Origin of the sequence: Fictibacillus enclensis (genome assembly GCF_001457035.1) — a bacterium.
Taxonomy (GTDB): Bacteria; Bacillota; Bacilli; order Bacillales; family Fictibacillaceae; genus Fictibacillus_C; species Fictibacillus_C enclensis.
Genome location: NZ_KQ758617.1, coordinates 1,148,291 through 1,165,849 on the forward strand (window position 1 = coordinate 1,148,291; position 17,559 = coordinate 1,165,849).

Here is a 17,559-nt window from a genome sequence, read left to right on the forward strand (position 1 = left end):
TTCGGTTGGACTTTAAAATGGTAAAAATCGGCTTGTCCGAGTTGGGATTCGGAGCGGGTTCCACTGTCCTTCGCACAGCTGGCCTCGGCTCCTGTGTCGGTCTTGTGCTGTATGATGCAGATAAGAAGCTGTCCGGAATGGCGCATATTATGCTTCCACATTCTTCTTTGGCACGATCAAGGGAAATAAACGAAGCAAAATATGCTGACACCGCCATCAAAAGACTGGTCCTTGGCTTGGAGGAGAGAGGAGCCAGGAGAAGAGCGCTGAAGGCAAAAATAGCCGGAGGAGCCGAGATGTTTCAAATGGTTGACCAGGCGTATGCCATGCGCATTGGCCCGAGAAACGTGGAAGCGATAAAAAGCGGATTGAAAGAGTGGGAAATCCCCCTGATCGCGGAACATACAGGCGGCAGCAAAGGGAGGACCATTGAATTTGTTACAGACACATGTGAACTTCAAATAAAAATAGTACGTCAGGGAGAGTTAGTGATTTAATAATGATTTCAGGGGGAGTAGCATGATATCTTCATCTACAGCAGCAGCGGATGAACTGGAAATATGGAAAAGGTGGCATGAATGCCGTGACCGTGATGCAGGTGATTCTCTGCTCAAACAATACATGCCGCTTGTTCAGTATCATGTTCAGCGGATTGCGGCAGGTTTGCCGAAAAACGTTAATCGTGATGAATTAAAAAGCTTGGGAATGCTGGGCCTGTTTGATGCGCTTGAAAAATTCCAGCCCGAACGGGACCTTAAATTTGATACGTATGCCACATTCCGGATCCGGGGAGCGATTCTCGATGGACTGCGTAAAGTGGACTGGCTGCCACGGTCTCTGCGTGAAAAAACAAAAAAGATTGAAAGTACGATTGAAAAGCTCGAACAGGAAAAACTCCGCCGGGTAACAACCTATGAAATAGGAGCAGAACTGGGTATGCCTGAAACGGAAGTGGTTTCTGCCCTGTCCGAAAGCTTTTTTGCCAATGTTCTTTCAATCGATGAAGACCAAAGAGAAAGTGAAAGCAAAGAAAAGCTCGGGTATACAATAGAAGATAAAAATGGATTGTCTCCTGAGGCGGAAGTGGTTAAGGCCGAGCTGCATAAGGAACTTGCACAGGTGATCAGGGAGCTGAATGAAAAAGAACAGCTGGTGATTTCTCTGTTTTATTATGAGGAACTGACCTTTACTGAAATTGGTCATGTTCTGGAGCTTTCCACCTCAAGAATTTCGCAGATCCATTCCAAAGCGTTATCTCGCCTGAGACTGGTTCTTGCGCGATACATGTAACCGGGAACGGAAGAAAGAGTGGGGATCACTTGCTTTACTTTATAGCGGTTTTAAGTTTATTGCTGAACACCCTTTGCCTGTTTCTTGTTGCTGTTCTGTGGATGAAGCTCAAAACAACGGCTGCCGGTGCTTTCGATGACGTGGAGACCCAGGAGCTGGAGGAGATGCTTTTGGCGGTTGTCAGTGAAATGAAGGGACAAAACGAAGAAATCAAACAAATGCTATACGAAACGAAACGGGACGGACAGGAGCAAGGTGTGAAATCATCTGGCAAAATAGGGATTGCACAAGATCATAAAGAAGTGGAAGAAAATATTTTGCATCAGAACGTATTAACCTATGCCAAAAAAGGTTATACTGCTGAAGAAATTGCCAAAAAACTCGACAGAGGCAAGGGTGAAGTCTGCCTGATTTTAAAAATGAATAGCCTTTCATGAGAAATGCTTAAAACGGCAATATTTTTCTTGCTACATTCTGACGAAGTATGGTATAGTTACTTTCGGTGTTAATCACACACGCTTGTGGATTTAATCATTGGTGCTGCATTTGCAGTTTTGGTTAAAGTCGAAGCAGGCGGAGGAAAACAAAACCAGGAGGTGCCATCATGGCAGTAATTTCAATGAAACAACTATTGGAAGCCGGCGTACACTTTGGACATCAAACACGTCGCTGGAATCCGAAAATGTCCCGTTACATCTTCACTGAGCGTAACGGCATTTACATCATCGATCTTCAAAAGACAGTAAAGAAAGTTGAAGAGTGCTACAACGTAATGAAAGATATCGCAGGAAACGGCGGTAAAATCCTTTTCGTTGGTACAAAAAAACAAGCTCAGGACTCTGTAAAGGAAGAAGCAGAACGTTCCGGCATGTACTTCATCAACCAACGCTGGTTGGGCGGTACGCTAACAAACTTCGGAACCATCCGCAAGCGTATCAACCGTTTGAAAGAGCTTGAAAGAATGCAAGAAGACGGAACTTTTGATGTTCTTCCTAAGAAAGAAGTTATCCTTCTTAAAAAGGAAATGGAGCGTCTTGAAAAGTTCTTGGGCGGAATTAAAGAAATGAACGGCCTTCCAGATGCGCTATTCATCGTAGACCCACGCAAAGAACGCATCGCGGTTGCTGAAGCACGCAAGCTGAACATTCCGATTATCGCAATCGTGGATACTAACTGTGATCCTGATGAAGTTGACCACGTTATCCCAGGTAACGATGATGCGATCCGTGCGGTTAAACTTCTTACTGGAAAAATGGCTGATGCGATCATCGAAGCCAACCAGGGTGGAGAAGAGCAAGAAGCTCAAAACGAAGAAGAAACATCTGCATAAGTAATATAAACTAAAAGGGTGATGGAGGGGATATGCCCTTTCACACCCTTTTTTAATGCCAACCTTAGCTTTACATAAACCAAAGGAGGAATTTCATTATGGCAGTAACAGCTCAAATGGTAAAAGAATTGCGCGAAAAAACAGGCGCAGGGATGATGGACTGTAAAAAAGCATTGACAGAAACCAACGGGGACATGGAAAAAGCGATCGATTTCCTTCGTGAAAAAGGTATTGCAAAAGCAGCTAAAAAAGCGGACCGTATTGCAGCAGAAGGTCTTACTTCTGTTGTTGTAGAAGGCAACAAAGCTGTTATCCTTGAAGTGAACTCTGAAACTGACTTCGTGGCAAAGAACGAAAGCTTCACAGCGCTAATTTCTGTAATTGGTAAGCATCTTCTTGAAGCCGATGTTGCTACTGTTGATGAGGCGCTTGCTTCTACGATTAAAGGTGAAAACACAACAGTTGCCGAGTACTTGAACAACGCAATTGCCAAGATTGGTGAAAAAATCTCACTTCGTCGTTTCCAAATCGTTGAAAAAGGCGAAAATGCAGCGTTTGGCGCATACCTTCACATGGGTGGACGCATCGGAGTGCTTTCTGTAGTGGAAGGTACAACAGACGAAGCAATTGCTAAAGATGTGGCAATGCACGTTGCTGCTGTTAACCCTCGTTACATCTCTCGTGACGCTGTAAGCGAAGAAGAAGTGGCTCATGAACGTGAAGTGCTTACTCAACAAGCGCTTAACGAAGGAAAGCCTGAAAACATCGTTGCTAAAATGGTGGAAGGCCGCCTTGGCAAATTCTTTGAAGAAATCTGCTTGAACGATCAGTCTTTCGTTAAAGATCCAGACCAAAAAGTTGGTAAGTACGTAGCTTCTAAAGGCGGTAAGGTTATCGCATTCGTACGTTACGAAGTTGGCGAAGGTATGGAAAAGCGCGAAGACAACTTTGCAGAAGAAGTAATGTCTCAAGTTAAAAAGTAATGGTGTAAAAAGTAAAAAAAGGGAGCACAGTGTGTTCCCTTTTTTTAAAAGAGCTTAGGATAAAAAAAGCAATTACAGGTGATGGATACGGAGGGAATTATGAGCACTTCAAAATATAAACGAGTAGTACTTAAACTAAGCGGGGAAGCTCTTGCGGCCGGTAAAGGAAGCGGAATAGATCCTGGTGTCATTCAATCGATTGCCCATCAGGTGAAAGACATTGTCGAGCTCGGAGTGGAAGTGGCCGTTGTTGTCGGCGGCGGTAATCTCTGGAGAGGCAAAGCGGGAAGCGAGATGGGAATGGATCGCGCATCCGCCGATTACATGGGGATGCTGGCGACTGTTATGAATTCCCTGGCTTTACAGGACAGCCTTGAAAATATCGGTGTGCAGACAAGGGTACAAACGTCAATCGAGATGCGCCAGGTTGCTGAACCGTACATTCGCAGAAAAGCTATTCGTCACCTTGAAAAGAAACGTGTTGTTATTTTTGCTGCAGGAACAGGAAATCCTTACTTTTCAACGGATACAACAGCTGCTCTTCGCGCGGCGGAAATCGAAGCCGAAGTGATCCTGATGGCTAAAAATAATGTGGACGGCGTATACTCAGCCGATCCGACGATCGATCAGAATGCTGTGAAATACAATACCTTATCCTACCTTGACTTGCTTAAAGAAGGCCTGGCTGTCATGGATACGACGGCATCTTCATTATGTATGGACAATGATATTCCGCTTATCGTGTTTTCCATTATGGAAGAAGGAAACATTAAGCGTGCAGTTCTTGGTGAGGAAATTGGAACTACGATTAGGGGGAATAATTAATGGCAAAGGAAATTTTAACAAACGCAGAAGACCGAATGAAAAAAGGCATTTCATCTTTTCAGCGTGAGCTTTCGACCATCCGCGCCGGCCGTGCAAACCCTGCACTTTTAGATCGTGTTCAAGTGGATTATTACGGAGCTCAGACACCAATCAACCAGCTTGCCGGGATTTCAGTGCCTGAAGCACGCCTGCTTGTCATCCAGCCATATGATAAATCGGCCCTGAACGATGTAGAAAAGGCGATCCAAAAGTCCGATCTTGGCTTAACAACTTCCAATGATGGGCAAGTGATCCGCATTGCGATTCCTCCTCTAACTGAAGAAAGACGTAAAGAGCTTGTCAAACTTGTTAAGAAATATGGAGAGGAAGCCAAGGTTGCTCTTCGCAATGTTCGCCGTGATGCCAACGATGAGCTGAAGAAGGCTGAGAAGGATGGGGAGATCACTGAAGATGAACTCCGCCGCTACAATGATGATGTTCAGAAGCTTACAGACAAATATATTAGCGAAGTAGATACAATCGCTTCAAGTAAAGAAAAAGAAATCATGGAAGTATAATTGATTTCCATGTAAAATAAAATAAGAAAAGCCCTCTTTATACAGGGGGTTTTTTTGTTAAGTCTGGACGATAATGGGGGCTTTGCCATGCTTGACAGAATTTCATTCTGGAAAAAAGAAGAAAAAACAGAGCTGAACATAAGACAGGATACAATACCGGCTCATGTGGCAATCATCATGGACGGGAACGGACGCTGGGCAAAAAGACGCGGGCTTCCCAGGGTGGCAGGACACCATGAAGGCATGAAAGTAGTAAAAAAAGTGGTGAAGTATGCCAACAATCTCGGCGTTAAGGTGCTGACACTCTATGCCTTTTCAACGGAAAACTGGAAGCGGCCCCGTGAAGAAGTGGACTTTCTCATGAGACTTCCTGGGGAATTTTTAAACAGCTTTCTGCCTGAATTGATTGAACAGAATGTGCGTGTGACCATCATGGGCCATAAGGATGTATTGCCGGTACATACCATTCAGGCTGTTGACGAGGCAATAGAAAAAACCAAAAACAATACTGGCCTTATTTTGAATTTTGCCCTGAATTATGGCAGCCGGAACGAGATAACAACCGCGTTAACCGAAATTATCCGCGATGTTGAAGCCGGAACCATCGGGCGTGATGCGATTAATGAAGATTTGGTAAGCCGGTATTTAATGACATCCAGCCTTCCGGATCCTGATCTGTTGATCCGGACGAGCGGTGAAGTGCGCCTCAGCAACTTTATGCTTTGGCAGCTCGCCTACAGTGAATTTTGGTTTACCGAGGTGAACTGGCCTGATTTTAAAGAAGAACACTTAAAAAAAGCCATTTACGACTATCAGAATCGCGGTCGCCGTTATGGCGGTGTATAATAAGAAGGAGGATTTATGAAAGAACGCATCATTACGGGAGTAATAGCCGCTCTTCTTTTTATAGGAGTTACGGTTTACGGCCATTTGCCTTTTACCCTCGTTATCATCGCTTTGGCAGTGATCGGGATCCACGAATTGCTGAAAATGAAGCATATTCCGCTTTTGTCGGCTGAGGGCATCATTGCTCTATTGCTGACACTGGCAACAGTCATCCCGCAGGATTGGAAAGAACAGTACCTTGGAAGTTTCACAGGCTCGCAACCCATTGTACTTGCGATGCTCCTGATCCTGGTGATTACCGTCATCACAAAGAACCGCTTTACATTTGATGATGCGGGATTTGTTATCCTCTCCTCTCTGTATGTGGGTTACGGATTCCACTATATATACGAAACGAGAGTGCTTGAACATGGCCTTCCGATTTTATTCTTTGTCCTTTTCATGATTTGGGGAGCTGATTCGGGTGCGTATTTTACCGGGAAATCCATCGGAAAAACAAAACTGTGGCCGGTGATCAGTCCGAACAAAACCATCGAAGGAGCAATCGGGGGCATCGTTACGAGCATTGTGGTTGGCGTAATCTGCTACTTTACAGATTTTGTGCCTTTTACTCTGAACCAGGTGCTGTTCATGGCTTTGATTGTGGGGATCTTCGGACAGATTGGCGATCTTGCACAATCCGCCTTTAAGCGGCATTACGGAGTGAAGGATTCTGGCAATCTGCTGCCGGGACATGGCGGAATATTGGACCGTACGGACAGCTGGCTTTTCGTGCTTCCGCTCCTCCATATCCTGAGCTTGCTGTAGTAGCGAAAAAACAAGGAGTGCTCTATGAAAAATATCAGTTTGTTGGGTGCGACAGGTTCCATCGGTATACAAACGCTTGATGTAATCGCACAACACCCTGAGCTATTTCGATTAACGGCCATTTCTTTTGGAAAGAATGTAGAAAAAGGGATGGAGATAATAGAGAAATTTAAACCGCGGATCATTGCGGTTCAAGATAAAAAAGATGCTGATGACCTGCGTTTGCGTCTGGGGGACCAATCACTTGTTTATTATGGACAAGAAGGCCTGATTGAAGCAGCTGTCGCTCGGGAAGCTCATATTCTGGTGAATGCGGTCATGGGAAGTGTAGGCTTGGTGCCCACCATCAACGCCATTCAGGCCGGCAAGGATATAGCCATCGCCAATAAAGAAACACTGGTCACTGCCGGACATATCATTATGGAGCTGGCTGAAAAACATAACGTCAGCCTCCTGCCGGTGGACAGCGAGCATTCAGCCATCTTCCAATGTCTTAACGGAGAAAATGCCCAACAGGTTGACAGGCTCATTCTTACCGCGTCTGGAGGAAGTTTCCGGGATTATACGCGGGAACAGCTGGCTGATGTTACTGTTGATGAGGCATTGAATCATCCGAACTGGTCCATGGGAGCCAAAATCACCATCGACTCGGCAACGATGATGAACAAAGGCCTGGAAGTGATAGAAGCGCATTGGCTCTTTAATATGCCCTATTCAAAAATAGACGTCATTCTTCATAAAGAAAGCATCATACACTCTATGGTAGAGTATAAGGACGGCAGCACGCTGGCACACTTGGGAAACCCCGACATGCGGGTTCCCATTCAGTACGCGCTGACCTATCCTGACAGACTTGAACATACGCCTTCCAAAAGGTTAAATTTATGGGAGATTGGAAAGCTTCATTTTAAAAAAATGGACATGGAACGGTTCCGCTGCCTGAAACTGGCTTATCTCGCAGGAGAGAAAGGCGGAACAATGACAACCGCGCTGAACGCAGCAAACGAAGCTGCGGTCGGATTGTTCCTTGAACGTAAAATATCTTTCCTGGCGATCGAAGAATACATTGAAAAAGCACTGGAGCACCATGAATTTATTGAACAGCCGACACTGGAAGAAATACAGGCCATTGATACACACACACGGCAATATGTTCAGTCATTATTAAATTAAAGGTGGGTAAAAGGTTATGAATACAGTCATTTCCATCGTAATTATTTTGGGTGCTCTTGTTTTCTTTCATGAACTTGGCCATTTGATGCTCGCCAAACGAGCCGGCATTTTGTGCCGGGAATTTGCCATTGGCTTCGGTCCAAAGCTCTTCGCGTTTAAAAAGAGTGAGACAACATACACCGTACGGCTATTGCCGCTGGGCGGGTTTGTAAGGATGGCCGGTGAGGATCCGGAAGGGATCGAGCTGAAACCAGGTTACAGGGTAGGACTGATTTTTAACCCGGAAGGCAGCGTCCAAAAGATTATTGTCAACCATAAAGAAAAATATGACATCCAAAAAGTCATTACTGTGGAAAACGCTGACTTGGAGCACCGTTTGGTGATTACCGGATATGAAAATGAAGAGGGAGAACGCCAAAGCTACAGCGTCGACCCGCAGGCAATGTATGTGGCCGATTATCAGGAAATGCAAATTGCTCCGTATAACAGGCAGTTTGGCTCAAAAACTCTCATGCAGCGGACGCTTGCCATTTTTGCAGGCCCGTTCATGAATGTGCTGCTCGCGTTCATCGTATTAATGAGTTTTTCTTTGTTCCAGGGCATTCCTACAAAGGAAGCACGACTTGGCAATCTGGCACCTGGTGAAGCTGCGGTGAAATCCGGGCTGCAAAAAGGGGACAGGATCGTTTCCGTAAATGGCGATAAAGTCAGCAATTGGGAAGAGCTTGTTTCCTTTATCCAGCAAAACCCCGGAGAAAAACTTGTGTTTGAAGTTGACCGGAACGGCAAAATTCTTAATAAAGAAGTAACGCCGGGTGAACGGGAGATTAACAAAGGCACCAAAGAAGGATTTATTGGAGCCTATCCTTCCACAGAGTTTTCTTTGCCGGGCTCCGTGTCCTATGGAGCAAAGCAAACATGGTTCATGACAAAAATGATTTTCGTGGGACTTGGTGAGCTCATTACCGGGAAGCACGGATTCGATCAGCTTTCAGGACCAGTTGGAATTTACGAATACACAAACAAAGCGACAGAAGGCGGTATTCCAATGCTGATGCAATGGGCCGCTGTCCTGAGCATTAACCTGGCGATCTTTAACTTGCTGCCGCTACCGGCACTGGATGGCGGGCGGCTGTTGTTTTTACTGATTGAAGCGCTGCGGGGCAAACCGATTGATCCGCAAAAAGAAGGGCTTGTACATTTTATCGGTTTTGCATTTCTGATGCTCCTGATGCTCGTCGTAACATGGAATGACATTCATAAATTCTTTTTAGACAAAATTGACCAATAAGTGATTAACTGAGGTGGAGAAATGAAGCAAAGCAGGTTGTTTGCACCAACATTAAGAGAAGTTCCGGCTGACGCGGATGTCGTCAGCCACCAGCTTCTGCTCAGAGCAGGATTTATCCGGCAGAATGCAGCTGGTATTTATTCTTTTTTGCCGCTGGGGAAAAAGGTTCTTCACAAAGTAGAAGCGATTATTCGTGAAGAGATGGAAAACGCAGGATCCAACGAGATGACCATGCCTTCCCTGCAGCTTGCGGAACTCTGGCAAGAATCGGGAAGATGGTATTCCTACGGACCGGAACTTATGCGTTTAAAAGACCGCCATGGCCGTGAATTTGCGCTCGGGCCAACTCATGAGGAAGTCATTACCAGTCTCATTCGCGATGAAGTAAAATCATATAAAAAACTGCCTCTTAATCTATTCCAAATTCAAACGAAGTTCAGGGATGAAAAAAGACCTCGATTTGGTCTTCTTAGAGGCCGGGAATTTATTATGAAAGATGCGTACTCGTTCCATTCCTCCCAGGAGAGCCTTGATGTTACCTATGAAGATATGAAAGCAGCATACAATAATATCTTTTCACGCTGTGGTCTGAACTTCAGAGCGGTCCTGGCGGATTCCGGGGCAATCGGAGGAAAGGATAATCATGAGTTCATGGTACTTTCCGAGATCGGTGAAGATTTGATTGCTTATTCTTCAGAATCTGATTTTGCTGCCAACATTGAGATGGCACCAGTGAACGTAACCTATGAAGCTTCCACCGAATCCAAAAAGGAGATGGAGAAAATCCATACGGGAGAAGCAAAAACCATTGCAGAGGTTTCTTCACTCCTTACCATTGATGCCGCCAAAGTCATCAAGTCGGTTCTGTTTATTGCTGATGAAGAGCCGGTTCTGGTGCTTGTCCGCGGTGATCATGATGTAAATGACATTAAAGTGAAGAACATTCTCGGAGCAGCTTCTGCCGAACTGGCCACACCTGAGGAAACGGAAAAAGTGCTTTCCTGCAAACCTGGAAACATTGGGCCTGTGTCTGTTCCAGAAAACGTGAAGATCATTGCTGACCATGCGGTGGAATACATGGTGAATGCCGTAGCCGGAGCAAATGAAGCAAATCATCATTATCAGCATGTGAATCCTGGCATCGATTTTGAGGTCTCTGATTTTGCTGATCTTCGTTTTATCCAGGAGGGAGATGCTTCTCCTGATGGCAAAGGGGTTATCCGCTTCGCCAAAGGAATTGAAGTCGGGCATGTGTTTAAACTTGGACAAGTTTACAGCGAGCCATTGAATGCAACCTTTCTCGATGAGAATGGAAAAAGCCAGACAATGACGATGGGCTGTTACGGAATCGGTGTTTCCCGTACGCTTGCCGCAGTTGCAGAAGAAAACAATGATGAAAGAGGCTTGATCTGGCCGTTATCCCTGGCACCTTTTGATGTGCACATTATTGCAGCCAACAGCAAAGACGCAATACAGGCAGATTTAAGTGAAAAGCTGTATGATGAACTTAAGGGTGCAGGTTATGATTGCTTATACGATGACCGTAAAGAACGCGCAGGTGTAAAGTTCGCCGATGCAGACCTTTTTGGGGTTCCTGTCCGCGTAACGGTTGGGAAAAAGGCTGCTGAGGGCATGGTGGAATTGAAAGTCAGAAAAACCGGTGAAATGAATGAAATCCATGTTTCAGAATTAATTGAGGCGATTAAACGCCAACGAGAATTATTAGCGCGCTAGCATCCAGGGGATGACTTATGAGCCTGACCGTCAGGCTCACTAACCCAAGTCATCCCTTTAATTGTGGAAGGAGGGCATCATGAACAGTGACGACCAGGTAAGAAAAGAGCGGTTTCTCTTGTTGCTCGACCAGATCGGCATACCCGGTGAGCTGCGCCCGCATCTGGGTGATGGCCGTGTTCAGAAACTGGCGATCGATAAAAATAACAGAAGCTGGCATTTTTATTTTTCCCTGCCGAAACCAATGCCTGCCAATGTGTATACCTTTTTTCAGGCGAGAATTACACAGGCATTTGAACATATAGCGAAAGTAACATTTACTATTCAATGTGAGAGCTGGGAATGCGAGGAAGCATTACTCGGCGAGTATTGGAGCATATGCTGTGAACAGCTGAAAGGAACGGCAAGCTCACTTGTGTCCGGATTGATGGGACAGGTTCCTGAGGTAACCGGGAATAAAATTAAAGTAACCGTCCGGAATGAAGCGGAAGGGCTCTTGATCAAACGTAAATTATCTTCGGCAATGACGGAGGTCTACCGTTCGTTTGGCATGGACTCCGTCTCACTTGAAATTGAAGTCAAACACAGTGAGGAAGAGTTCCAGAAATTTGTGGAGCAGAAAAAGCAAGAAGATGCGGATAAAGTACTCGCTGCATTGATCGAAAAAGAAAAAGCGGACAAGCGGGAAGCAGCTGCTGTGCCTTCTGAAGTTACAATAGGTTACAAGATTCCGGATGAACCCGTTCCGATTGAAACCATTCAGGACGAGGAACGCAGAGTTACGCTTCAGGGATATGTATTTGATGCGGAAACTAGAGAACTCAGAAGCGGAAGAACGCTGCTGACCTTTAAGATTACCGATTATACCGATTCCATCATGGTTAAAATCTTCTCCCGCGACAAAGAAGATGTACCGATTCTGAACGCCGTGAAAAAGGGCATCTGGGTCAAAGTACGGGGTGGTATACAAAACGATACCTTCGTTCGTGACCTGGTCATGATTGCGAATGATATCAATCAAGTTACGCCTGAAACCAGAAATGATCTTGCCGAAGAAGGAAAGAAAAGAGTGGAACTTCATCTACATACTCCGATGAGCCAGATGGACGCCGTAACTTCTGCTTCCAGCCTGATCAGCCAGGCCAGCAAATGGGGCCATCCTGCTGTAGCGGTCACCGACCATGCTGCCGTTCAGTCCTTCCCGGAAGCATATTCAGCAGGGAAAAAGAATGGTATCAAAGTTTTGTATGGCGTGGAGGCCAATCTGGTGGATGACGGAGTTCCTATCGCTTATAACGAACAGCACAGGAAGCTCTCGGATGATACCTATATTGTATTTGACGTGGAAACAACGGGATTGTCCGCCGTGTACAACAAAATCATCGAACTTGCGGCGGTCAAAGTGCATAACGGTGAAATCATCGATAAATTTGAACGGTTTGCCAATCCTCATGAGCCTCTTTCGGATACAACGATCAATTTGACGGGCATCACCGACGATATGGTACAGGATGCTCCTGAAATAGAGGACGTGTTGCGGGATTTTGAAAAATTTATGGGAGACGACATTCTTGTTGCCCATAATGCCAGTTTTGATATGGGATTCTTGAACGAAGGATTCCGCAAGATAGGGAGAGGGGCTGCCCAAAATCCGGTGGTTGACACCCTTGAACTTGCCCGTTTTCTCCTTCCGGAACTGAAAAACCACAGATTGAACACGCTCTGTAAAAAGTTTGATATCGAGCTGACCCAGCACCACCGGGCAATCTATGATGCAGAAGCGACAGGCTACCTGCTTTGGAAGCTATTAAAACAAGCGTTCGAGAAAGAAATAGAATTCCATGACCAGCTGAACGAAAACATGGGCCAGGGTGGATATATGAGAAGCCGTCCATCCCATTGCATACTATTTGCCCAAACACAACAAGGCTTGAAGAATCTGTACAAATTGGTTTCAGAATCGCAATTGAACTATTTTTACCGAACACCGAGAATTCCGCGTTCGAGGCTTTCCAAACATCGTGAAGGTTTACTGATCGGGTCCGGGTGTGATAAAGGCGAAGTATTTGAAGGAATGATGCAAAAAGCGCCTTCGGAAGTGGAAGAAATCGCGAAATTTTATGATTATCTTGAAATCCAGCCGCCATCAAACTACTATCATCTGATTGAAAAAGAACTAATACAGGATGAAATGGCGCTGCGTGAAATCATTGCCAACATCGTGAAGCTCGGTGAAAAGCTAGGTAAACCGGTTGTTGCCACGGGAAATGTACATTACCTGGATCCCAATGACGGCATCTACCGCAAGATTTTGGTTTCAAGCCAGGGCGGAGCCAATCCGTTGAACCGACAGACACTTCCGGATGTTTATTTCCGTACCACAGATGAAATGCTGGAATGCTTTTCATTCCTGGGTGACGAAAAGGCCAGGGAAGTGGTTGTCGATAATACCCAAAAGGTCGCAGACATGATTGAGGAGATCAAACCGATTCCTGACGATCTGTTTACCCCGAAGATTCCGGGGGCGGAAGATGATATACGGAATATGAGTTATTCCATGGCTCGCAGTATTTATGGGGAAAACCTCCCCGATATTGTAGAAAAGCGGCTGGAAAAGGAATTGAACAGCATTATCGGTCATGGATTTGCCGTTATCTACCTCATCTCGCATAAACTTGTTAAAAAGTCCCTGGTGGATGGCTATCTGGTAGGTTCACGTGGATCCGTTGGATCTTCCTTTGTTGCCACCATGACAGAGATTACTGAGGTTAATCCGCTTCCTCCGCACTATGTGTGTCCTGAGTGCAAGGAATCCATCTTTTTTGATGATGGATCTGTCGGTTCCGGGTTTGACCTTCCGGATAAAGAGTGCCCGAATTGTCATGTGCTCTATAAAAAGGATGGCCAGGATATCCCATTTGAAACATTCCTTGGCTTTAAAGGGGACAAGGTACCCGATATTGACCTTAACTTCTCGGGTGAATACCAGCCGCGTGCCCATAATTACACAAAGGAACTGTTCGGTGAAGATTATGTCTACCGTGCAGGAACGATAGGAACTGTGGCTGAGAAAACGGCGTATGGCTATGTAAAAGGGTATGCCTCCGACCATAACCTGACCTTCCGCTCTGCCGAGGTCGACCGGCTTGTATCGGGCTGTACCGGTGTGAAACGGACCACAGGACAGCATCCGGGCGGGATTATTGTTGTTCCGGATTACATGGATATTTATGATTTTTGTCCTATCCAGTTTCCTGCCGATGATAAAAATTCTGAATGGAAAACAACACATTTTGATTTCCATTCCATCCATGATAACCTGCTGAAACTCGATATTCTCGGGCACGATGATCCAACCGTGATTCGTATGCTGCAGGATTTGAGCGGCATTGATCCAAAAACGATTCCGGCTTCCGACCAGGAAGTTATGAAAATCTTTTCCGGTCCCGAAGTGCTCGGGGTGACCGAAGACCAAGTGATGTGCAAAACGGGTACGCTTGGCATTCCGGAATTTGGAACGAAGTTTGTTCGGCAGATGCTTGAGGAAACCAAACCAAGTACTTTCTCCGAGTTAGTGCAGATTTCCGGTCTTTCCCATGGGACAGACGTGTGGCTGAACAATGCCAATGAGCTGATCGCCGATGGAACATGCGAGCTGAAAGACGTGATCGGCTGCCGTGACGATATCATGGTGTATCTGATCTATAAAGGCCTTGAACCGTCCCTTGCCTTCAAAATAATGGAAAGCGTGCGTAAAGGTAAAGGTCTGATCCCCGAATGGGTAGAAGAAATGAAAAAGAACGACGTACCAGACTGGTATATCGGGTCGTGCTTGAAGATCAAGTACATGTTCCCGAAGGCCCATGCTGCCGCCTATGTATTGATGGCAGTCCGCATCGCCTACTTTAAGGTACATTATCCTATTCTTTTTTACGCAGCCTACTTTACTGTCCGCGCTGATGATTTTGATATTACCGCCATGGTAAAGGGATCTGCCGCTATCCGCGCAAAGATTGAAGAAATCTCGGGCAAAGGGCTGGATGCTTCCACCAAGGAGAAGAACCTGCAAACAGTGCTGGAACTTGCTCTTGAAATGTGCGAACGCGGTTTTTCATTTGGCAAGGTAGACCTCTACCGATCGAGCGCCACTGAATTTTTGGTGGAAGGCGACCAACTGATTCCGCCTTTCAATTCTATTGCGGGACTTGGCACAAATGCTGCCATCAATATTGTGAAGGCGCGTGAAGATGGAGAGTTCCTTTCAAAAGAGGACCTTCAGCAGCGTGCTCGCCTGTCTAAAACCATCATCGATTATCTGGATGAGCAAGGCTGTCTTGCCGGTATGCCGGAAGCCAACCAGCTCTCTCTTTTCTAAAGACTGAAGAGGGCGGACAGACGGCTGGCAAGTTGCACAAAGCCGAAGATTATGATATAGTAATTTTGGAAATACTTATGAATACCTTTCGGGAAAAGAGTGGGGAAACCCACTCTTTCGTTTCGTTTTGGCAAAGGATTTTTCGGTTGAAGGGAGGATGTTTATGAGCAAGAAAATCACGGAAACTACCGAAGAGATCGTAACCCCGATTTTGGAAGAGTTAAACCTAGAGCTGGTAGATATCGAGTTTGTAAAAGAAGGGAAAAACTGGTTCCTTCGCGTATTTATTGATAATGAAACTGGTGTAGACATTGAAGACTGCGGAACGGTAAGTGAACGCCTCAGTGAAAAGTTGGATGCTATCGATCCCATTGAACAGGCATACTTTCTTGAAGTTTCTTCACCCGGTGTTGAACGCCCATTGAAAAAACCGGAGGACATGGCTAAGGCCGTAGGGAAAAATGTCCACATTAAAATGTATGAACAGATTGATGGCTCAAAAGAATTTGAAGGCAAACTGCTGGAATTCGATGGTGAAACGGTCAAACTGCAAATGAAAGTGAAAACACGCAGTACGGAAGTGGAACTGCCATACAACAAGATAGCAAGTGCCAGACTTGCAGTTGTGTTCAATTAACAAAGGGGAGAAGATGGATGAGTAGCGAGCTATTAGATGCACTTACTTTTTTGGAGAAAGAAAAAGGAATCAGCAAAGATATTTTAATTGAAGCGATTGAAGCCGCTTTGATTTCTGCGTACAAACGGAACTTCCACCAGGCACAAAATGTGAGAGTGGATTTTAATACAACAACAGGAAGCATCAAAGTATTTGCCCGAAAAAACGTTGTTGAAGAAGTAACCGATTCAAGGCAGGAGCTTTCACTTGAAGAGGCGCACAAGATTAACCCGCAATATGAATTAGAAGATGTTGTGGAACTGGAGGTAACTCCACGTGATTTCGGCCGGATTGCGGCCCAAACCGCAAAACAGGTTGTGACTCAAAGGGTAAGAGAAGCGGAACGCGGCATTATTTTTTCCGAATTTATCGACCGAGAGGAAGATATCATTACAGGTGTGGTCCAGCGTCAGGACCATCGTTACATCTATGTTAACCTTGGACGTGTTGAAGCATTGCTTCCAGCCGCCGAACAAATGCCGGGTGAGAAATATACAACAAACGACCGTATTAAAGTATTCATCACTAAGGTTGAAAAAACAACGAAGGGCCCGCAAATTCTTGTATCAAGAACACACCCTGGTTTATTAAAGCGCCTTTTCGAACTTGAAGTGCCGGAAATCTATGATGGTACGGTTGAAGTAAAATCAATTGCCAGAGAAGCGGGAGACCGTTCCAAGATTGCTGTTCATGCAGCAGACCCGGAAGTGGATCCAGTAGGATCTTGTGTCGGTCAAAAAGGCGGACGCGTTCAAACGATAGTCAACGAGCTCAATGGCGAGAAAATTGATATTGTCCGATGGTCTGAAGACCCGGTCGTGTATGTAGCGAACGCGCTCAGCCCTGCCAAGGTGCTTGAAGTGCTAGTGAATGAAGATGAAAAAATGACGACCGTTATCGTTCCCGATTACCAGCTTTCACTTGCCATCGGGAAACGAGGACAGAATGCAAGACTTGCAGCTAAACTGACAGGCTGGAAAATTGATATTAAAAGTCAGTCCGATGCAGAAGAATCGGGACTTTATGTTGGTGAAGCTGCACAAGAAGAGTTTGAATCTACTGAAGAAGAACTGTAAGATACATGGGGGTGAGCCGGATGAAAACACGGAAAATTCCGATGAGAAAATGTGTAGCCTGCCAGGAAATGAAAGAAAAAAAGCAATTGATCCGGATTGTCCGCTCTCCTGAAGGCGAAGTTTTCGTTGACCCAACGGGAAAGAAATCAGGAAGAGGCGCGTATCTGTGCAATCAGGCGTCCTGTTTTGCTCTGGCGAAGAAAAAAGGCAGCCTCAACAATCAACTGAAAGCTCGAGTTCCGGATGAAGTGTTTGCTGAACTGGAAAAGGGAGTATAACTCATTGAATATATCACCATGGGCTTCATTGCTTGGATTGGCCAACAGGGCAGGAAAATGTATTTCTGGGGAAGAGCTTGTTGTTAAAGCGGTACAGAAGCAACAGGCGAAATGCGTTCTTCTTTCCATGGATGCGTCGGACAATACGAAGAAAAAAATAACGGATAAATGCTCGTTTTACCGGGTAGAGGTAAAATGGATAGAGAACCGCTATTCTCTCGGAAATGCGATTGGCAAAGACCAGCGCGTGGTTGTTGCCGTAACCGATCAAGGATTTGCCAAAAAGTTAACAGCTTTACTTGATTAAATCATTCGGGG

17 protein-coding genes are annotated in these 17,559 nt (G+C 45.5%); all 17 read left to right on the forward strand.

All coding sequences use genetic code 11. From position 1 onward, the window contains the following. The first annotated feature begins 17 nt into the window (after positions 1–17). A complete protein-coding gene (locus AS030_RS06080) occupies positions 18–497 on the forward strand; it encodes a chemotaxis protein CheD (protein ID WP_061971581.1) in 480 nt (159 codons plus the stop codon). 22 nt (positions 498–519) lie between these two features. Further along, the gene (locus tag AS030_RS06085) at positions 520–1,290 is read left to right on the forward strand and encodes a FliA/WhiG family RNA polymerase sigma factor (RefSeq protein WP_061969469.1); all 771 of its coding nucleotides are present in this window, start codon (positions 520–522) and stop codon (positions 1,288–1,290) included. A 29-nt stretch (positions 1,291–1,319) separates the two neighbouring features. Beyond that, the gene (locus AS030_RS06090; RefSeq protein WP_061969471.1) at positions 1,320–1,727 is read left to right on the forward strand and encodes a DUF6115 domain-containing protein; all 408 of its coding nucleotides are present in this window, start codon (positions 1,320–1,322) and stop codon (positions 1,725–1,727) included. A 167-nt stretch (positions 1,728–1,894) separates the two neighbouring features. After that, positions 1,895–2,620 carry a 30S ribosomal protein S2 gene (gene rpsB / locus AS030_RS06095; protein ID WP_061969473.1) on the forward strand — a complete coding sequence of 242 codons (726 nt, stop codon included), beginning with the start codon at positions 1,895–1,897 and terminating at the stop codon, positions 2,618–2,620. A 98-nt stretch (positions 2,621–2,718) separates the two neighbouring features. Beyond that, positions 2,719–3,603, forward strand: coding sequence for a translation elongation factor Ts (gene tsf, locus AS030_RS06100; RefSeq protein ID WP_061969475.1), 885 nt, complete (start codon positions 2,719–2,721; stop codon positions 3,601–3,603). Positions 3,604–3,702: 99 nt separating this feature from the next. Continuing rightward, positions 3,703–4,428, forward strand: a complete 726-nt coding sequence (gene pyrH, locus AS030_RS06105; protein WP_061969477.1) for a UMP kinase — start codon at positions 3,703–3,705, stop codon at positions 4,426–4,428. Further along, positions 4,428–4,985, forward strand: coding sequence for a ribosome recycling factor (gene frr, locus AS030_RS06110; protein WP_061969479.1), 558 nt, complete (start codon positions 4,428–4,430; stop codon positions 4,983–4,985). Before pyrH ends, frr begins: the two co-directional genes overlap by 1 nt. Before the next feature lie 87 nt (positions 4,986–5,072). Beyond that, a complete protein-coding gene (locus tag AS030_RS06115) occupies positions 5,073–5,831 on the forward strand; it encodes an isoprenyl transferase (RefSeq protein ID WP_061971583.1) in 759 nt (252 codons plus the stop codon). A gap of 15 nt (positions 5,832–5,846) precedes the next feature. Beyond that, positions 5,847–6,638 (forward strand): phosphatidate cytidylyltransferase, encoded by a 792-nt coding sequence (locus AS030_RS06120; RefSeq protein WP_061969481.1) that lies wholly within the window; start codon positions 5,847–5,849, stop codon positions 6,636–6,638. A gap of 24 nt (positions 6,639–6,662) precedes the next feature. Then, the gene (locus AS030_RS06125; protein ID WP_061969483.1) at positions 6,663–7,811 is read left to right on the forward strand and encodes a 1-deoxy-D-xylulose-5-phosphate reductoisomerase; all 1,149 of its coding nucleotides are present in this window, start codon (positions 6,663–6,665) and stop codon (positions 7,809–7,811) included. 16 nt (positions 7,812–7,827) lie between these two features. Continuing rightward, positions 7,828–9,102 (forward strand): RIP metalloprotease RseP, encoded by a 1,275-nt coding sequence (rseP, locus tag AS030_RS06130; protein WP_061969486.1) that lies wholly within the window; start codon positions 7,828–7,830, stop codon positions 9,100–9,102. A gap of 21 nt (positions 9,103–9,123) precedes the next feature. Beyond that, the gene (locus tag AS030_RS06135; RefSeq protein WP_061969488.1) at positions 9,124–10,836 is read left to right on the forward strand and encodes a proline--tRNA ligase; all 1,713 of its coding nucleotides are present in this window, start codon (positions 9,124–9,126) and stop codon (positions 10,834–10,836) included. A 79-nt stretch (positions 10,837–10,915) separates the two neighbouring features. Continuing rightward, complete coding sequence (locus tag AS030_RS06140; protein ID WP_061969491.1) at positions 10,916–15,211, forward strand: PolC-type DNA polymerase III; 4,296 nt, start codon at positions 10,916–10,918, stop codon at positions 15,209–15,211. A 163-nt stretch (positions 15,212–15,374) separates the two neighbouring features. Then, entirely contained in the window at positions 15,375–15,848 is a 474-nt protein-coding gene (gene rimP / locus AS030_RS06145) for a ribosome maturation factor RimP (RefSeq protein ID WP_061969492.1), read from the forward strand. A gap of 17 nt (positions 15,849–15,865) precedes the next feature. Next, positions 15,866–16,963, forward strand: coding sequence for a transcription termination factor NusA (gene nusA, locus AS030_RS06150; protein ID WP_061969494.1), 1,098 nt, complete (start codon positions 15,866–15,868; stop codon positions 16,961–16,963). 20 nt (positions 16,964–16,983) lie between these two features. Beyond that, entirely contained in the window at positions 16,984–17,241 is a 258-nt protein-coding gene (gene rnpM, locus AS030_RS06155) for an RNase P modulator RnpM (RefSeq protein WP_061969496.1), read from the forward strand. A gap of 4 nt (positions 17,242–17,245) precedes the next feature. Beyond that, positions 17,246–17,548 carry a YlxQ family RNA-binding protein gene (locus AS030_RS06160; protein WP_061969499.1) on the forward strand — a complete coding sequence of 101 codons (303 nt, stop codon included), beginning with the start codon at positions 17,246–17,248 and terminating at the stop codon, positions 17,546–17,548. The last annotated feature ends 11 nt before the right edge of the window (positions 17,549–17,559 follow it).

Coding starts and splice junctions, on each gene's coding strand:
- AS030_RS06080 (WP_061971581.1), top strand. CDS start 18: ATGGTAAAAATCGGCTTGTCCGAGTTGGGATTCGGAGCGGGTTCCACT.
- AS030_RS06085 (WP_061969469.1), top strand. CDS start 520: ATGATATCTTCATCTACAGCAGCAGCGGATGAACTGGAAATATGGAAA.
- rpsB (WP_061969473.1), top strand. CDS start 1,895: ATGGCAGTAATTTCAATGAAACAACTATTGGAAGCCGGCGTACACTTT.
- tsf (WP_061969475.1), top strand. CDS start 2,719: ATGGCAGTAACAGCTCAAATGGTAAAAGAATTGCGCGAAAAAACAGGC.
- pyrH (WP_061969477.1), top strand. CDS start 3,703: ATGAGCACTTCAAAATATAAACGAGTAGTACTTAAACTAAGCGGGGAA.
- frr (WP_061969479.1), top strand. CDS start 4,428: ATGGCAAAGGAAATTTTAACAAACGCAGAAGACCGAATGAAAAAAGGC.
- AS030_RS06115 (WP_061971583.1), top strand. CDS start 5,073: ATGCTTGACAGAATTTCATTCTGGAAAAAAGAAGAAAAAACAGAGCTG.
- AS030_RS06120 (WP_061969481.1), top strand. CDS start 5,847: ATGAAAGAACGCATCATTACGGGAGTAATAGCCGCTCTTCTTTTTATA.
- AS030_RS06125 (WP_061969483.1), top strand. CDS start 6,663: ATGAAAAATATCAGTTTGTTGGGTGCGACAGGTTCCATCGGTATACAA.
- rseP (WP_061969486.1), top strand. CDS start 7,828: ATGAATACAGTCATTTCCATCGTAATTATTTTGGGTGCTCTTGTTTTC.
- AS030_RS06135 (WP_061969488.1), top strand. CDS start 9,124: ATGAAGCAAAGCAGGTTGTTTGCACCAACATTAAGAGAAGTTCCGGCT.
- AS030_RS06140 (WP_061969491.1), top strand. CDS start 10,916: ATGAACAGTGACGACCAGGTAAGAAAAGAGCGGTTTCTCTTGTTGCTC.
- rimP (WP_061969492.1), top strand. CDS start 15,375: ATGAGCAAGAAAATCACGGAAACTACCGAAGAGATCGTAACCCCGATT.
- nusA (WP_061969494.1), top strand. CDS start 15,866: ATGAGTAGCGAGCTATTAGATGCACTTACTTTTTTGGAGAAAGAAAAA.
- rnpM (WP_061969496.1), top strand. CDS start 16,984: ATGAAAACACGGAAAATTCCGATGAGAAAATGTGTAGCCTGCCAGGAA.